The sequence below is a fragment of the Cupriavidus sp. 01L46 genome, assembly GCF_056399905.1.
The window spans coordinates 1-3,307 of record NZ_JBFTSF010000469.1; the positions used below are offsets into that span (position 1 = coordinate 1).

Below are 3,307 nucleotides of genomic sequence, written 5' to 3' on the forward strand. Positions count from 1 at the left end.
AGCGCATGGCGGCGCACCTGCTGGCCCAGGGCGAGCCGCAGTACCGCTTCGAGTTCAAGCCGATCCCGACCCCGGGGCTGACCGACACGCTGCTGACCCTCGATGGGCAGACGCTGCACTACTACAACCAGCGCGAGACGTGGCAGGCGTTGACGTGGCCGGGCAAGAACCAGCAGGACCCGGGCACCCGGCTGCAATGGCAGACCGAGCGCGCCGGCACCAGCAAGAGTTATGAGTTCGGCGGCCGCTGGGGCCTGGTGCGGATGCTGGAGCGGGCGCACGTCGAACCGGTGGATAGCGCGAACTACCAGCTGACGTGGCAGGCGAGGCCGGAAGCGCAGGACGCGCTGGAAGCGGCAGACGCCAAGGGGCCGAAGGCCACTGCCGAGAGCCAAGCCGATGCGCACGGCCGGACCTTCGCCGAAGATCCCGACAGCCTGACGGCGCGCCGCGCCCAGGCGCCCGTTGCGGCGGACGTGACCTATCCGGTGCGTTACCTGATGCGTACGGAAGTCGGGCAGGGGCCGCTGGAGATGCTGGCGCTGCGGGGCTTTGTGCTGCCAACGCGGATCTTCGTGGGCCGGGAGCCGCAGGCCGCGGCCCGCGCCACACCCGCCCTGCGCAAGTAGAGATAGACAGGGACAAACAGGGACAAACGCAGACAAACAGGGACAAACGACCAACCATGTTCAACAAGCTCCTCAACGCGCTCTTCGGCGCGCGTGCCCCTGCGGATCTCGCTCGCTCCACACAGGCGCGCTGGGACCCATGGCTGCAACCCATCCGTCCCGACGCCCCGGCCGGCGACGATCCGGGCTACGACGACGACTTCCTCGCCATCAAGGAGGAGGTGGCCAGGCTGTCCGGCGTGAACGACACGCTGATCGTCGAGTCCGCCGAGCGGCTGCTCAAGCTGACCGCCAAGGATTTGCGCCTGGCCGTGTATTACGTCTACGGGCGCATGCGGCGCGATGGCGCGGAAGGGGTTGCCGCCGGCTTCGAGCTGCTGTCGGCACTGGTCGACCGCTTTGGCGCCCGGCTGCTGCCCGCCCGGGCCGAGAGCCGCAAGGCGGCACTCGAATGGCTGGCCGGCGCGACGTTCACCGACCGGCTCGACCGGGTGCCAGGCCTGGCCGGCGCGCAGCTGGAACGTACCCTGTCGGCACTGGCGCTGATCCTCGAGCGCACGGCGCAGTGGCCGGAACCGGCTCGCCCGGCGCTGGATGGGCTCATCCGCCGCTTCGAGGGCCGGGTCGAATCACCGTCGGCCACCGGCAACCCTGGTGGGGACGAGCCAGCCGGGCCGGCGGCCGCCTCGGTCCTGCCCGCCTTGGGCGAGGTGGCCTCGACACGCGATCTGCTGGATCGGGCGCGCCAGATGGCGCTGTACCTGCGCCAGCAACCGCAGGGCTATCTCGCGGCCTACCGCCTGATGCGCTGCGTGCGGTGGGATACGTTGACCGAGATCCCGCCGCACGAGCACAGCGGCAAGACGCGCCTGGTGGCGCCGCGCGCCGAACTGCGTGCCCAGCTCAAGCGCCTGATGCTGCAAAAGCAGTGGCCGGAACTGCTCGACCGTGTCGAGCAGGCCTTCGCCGAAGGCGCCAATCATTTCTGGCTGGACCTGCAGTACTACGCTTTCACGGCGCAGGATCAGGCAGGCGGCGCGTACGGCCGCGCGCGCGACCTGCTTGCCACCGACTGCGCACTCATGCTCGAACGCCTGCCCGGCCTCGATCAACTGGCCTTCACGGACGGCACGCCGTTTGCGGATGACACTACATTGGCGTGGATCGCGCGCCATGCCACCGTACGCGATGTCGAGCGCGGCGAGCCCATGGCGCCGGTATCGGTCGCGTCCGCCAGCACCGACTGGGCGGAGACGGAAGCCCAGGCGGCGGACCTCGCCGCCCAACAGAGCCTCGATGCCGCGTTCGCCTGGCTGCAGGGCCTGCCGGCGCCGGACGGCGAGCGCGACCGCTTCGTGCGGCAACTGGTGATGGCGCGCGTGGCCGAGCGTGCGGGCCGCGCGGACACGGCGTTGCACTTGCTGGGCGCCCTCGAGATGAACGCGCAACGCTTTGGGCTGGCCACCTGGGAGCCTTCGCTCGCGTTCGAGGCCAAGCAACAGCTGCTGCGCTTGCTCAAGGCCCGCATGACGCGCAAGGACGCGGACAAGGGCGCGCTTGCCCAGCGCATTGAAGCGCTGGCCGGCGATCTGACCGCCATCGACCCGGCCCGTGCCGTGGCCATCGCCTGACCGGCGAGTTAACTGACAGCCTCATGACCGATCCCACCCAAGACAACGACATCCTGCGCTACTACGAAGCGGAAATGCGCTACCTGCGCGAAGCCGGCAAGGAGTTCGCCCAGGCGTTTCCCGATCGTGCACGGATGCTCAATATTGACGGCATCGGCGAGCGCGATCCGCATGTCGAGCGGCTGTTCGAGGGCTTTGCCTTCCTGATGGGGCGGCTGCGCCATAAGCTGGACGACGAGCTGCCGGAACTGACCGAAGGGCTGGTCAGCATGCTGTGGCCGCACTACCTGCGCATGATCCCGTCGCTGTCGATTCTCGAACTCACTCCGTCCGCCGGCGCCCTGGAGCGCCACGAAAGCCTGCCGGCCGGACTGGAGGTGCTGTCCGACCCTGTGCCGCTTGGCACCCAGGCAGCCAGCAGTGGCGACAGCGTCGAGTGCGTCTACCGGACCACGCAAGCGGTCGACTTGTACCCGCTGCGCCTGACCGAGGCCAACGCCTACACGCGCGAGGATGGCCGCTCGGTGATCCGGCTAAGGCTCGAACTCCAGGCGCAGGCACTGCGCAAGCAATTGGCGGTGCCGCGCCTGCGGCTCTACCTGCATGCCGACCGGCCACTGGCGCTGGCGCTGTATGCCGCGCTGACCGCCCGGCCGCAGGCCATGCAGGTGCGCATCCCCGGCCACCCGGATGAACGCCCGGGCGCGCCCCAGGCGATGCCCGGCCTGGCGCTGGAAGCGGCCGGTTTCGACGCGCAGGCGCGCCTGTGGCCCAAGGCGGACAATGCCTTTGGTGGCTACCAGCTGCTGCTGGAGTACTTCACCTTTCCCGAGAAGTTCATGTTCGTGGACCTGGTGGGGCTGGACATGGGCGCCATCCCGCCAGGCGCCGGACACTTCGACGTGGAGGTGGTGCTGGCCAGGCCGTTCCCCGACGACATGCGCTTCTCGGCGGAGAACGTGCGGCTCTTCTGCACGCCCATCATCAACCTGTTTGCTCTGGAAGCGGATCCGATCAAGGTCACGCACGTCGAGACCGAGTACCGGG

3 protein-coding genes are annotated in these 3,307 nt (G+C 69.1%); all 3 read left to right on the plus strand.

Annotation, left to right across the window (positions count from 1 at the left end):
• Positions 1–629: type VI secretion IcmF C-terminal domain-containing protein (locus tag AC1DS3_RS36965; protein ID WP_477129173.1), on the plus strand; the 629-nt coding region annotated here is incomplete at its 5' end.
• Between the two features lie 56 nt (positions 630–685).
• Positions 686–2,260, plus strand: coding sequence for a type VI secretion system protein TssA (tssA, locus tag AC1DS3_RS36970; protein ID WP_441636463.1), 1,575 nt, complete (start codon positions 686–688; stop codon positions 2,258–2,260).
• Positions 2,261–2,283: 23 nt separating this feature from the next.
• Positions 2,284–3,307, plus strand: a 1,024-nt coding sequence (gene tssF / locus AC1DS3_RS36975) for a type VI secretion system baseplate subunit TssF (RefSeq protein WP_477129174.1), incomplete at its 3' end; no start/stop codon positions are given.

Coding starts and splice junctions, on each gene's coding strand:
- tssA (WP_441636463.1), top strand. CDS start 686: ATGTTCAACAAGCTCCTCAACGCGCTCTTCGGCGCGCGTGCCCCTGCG.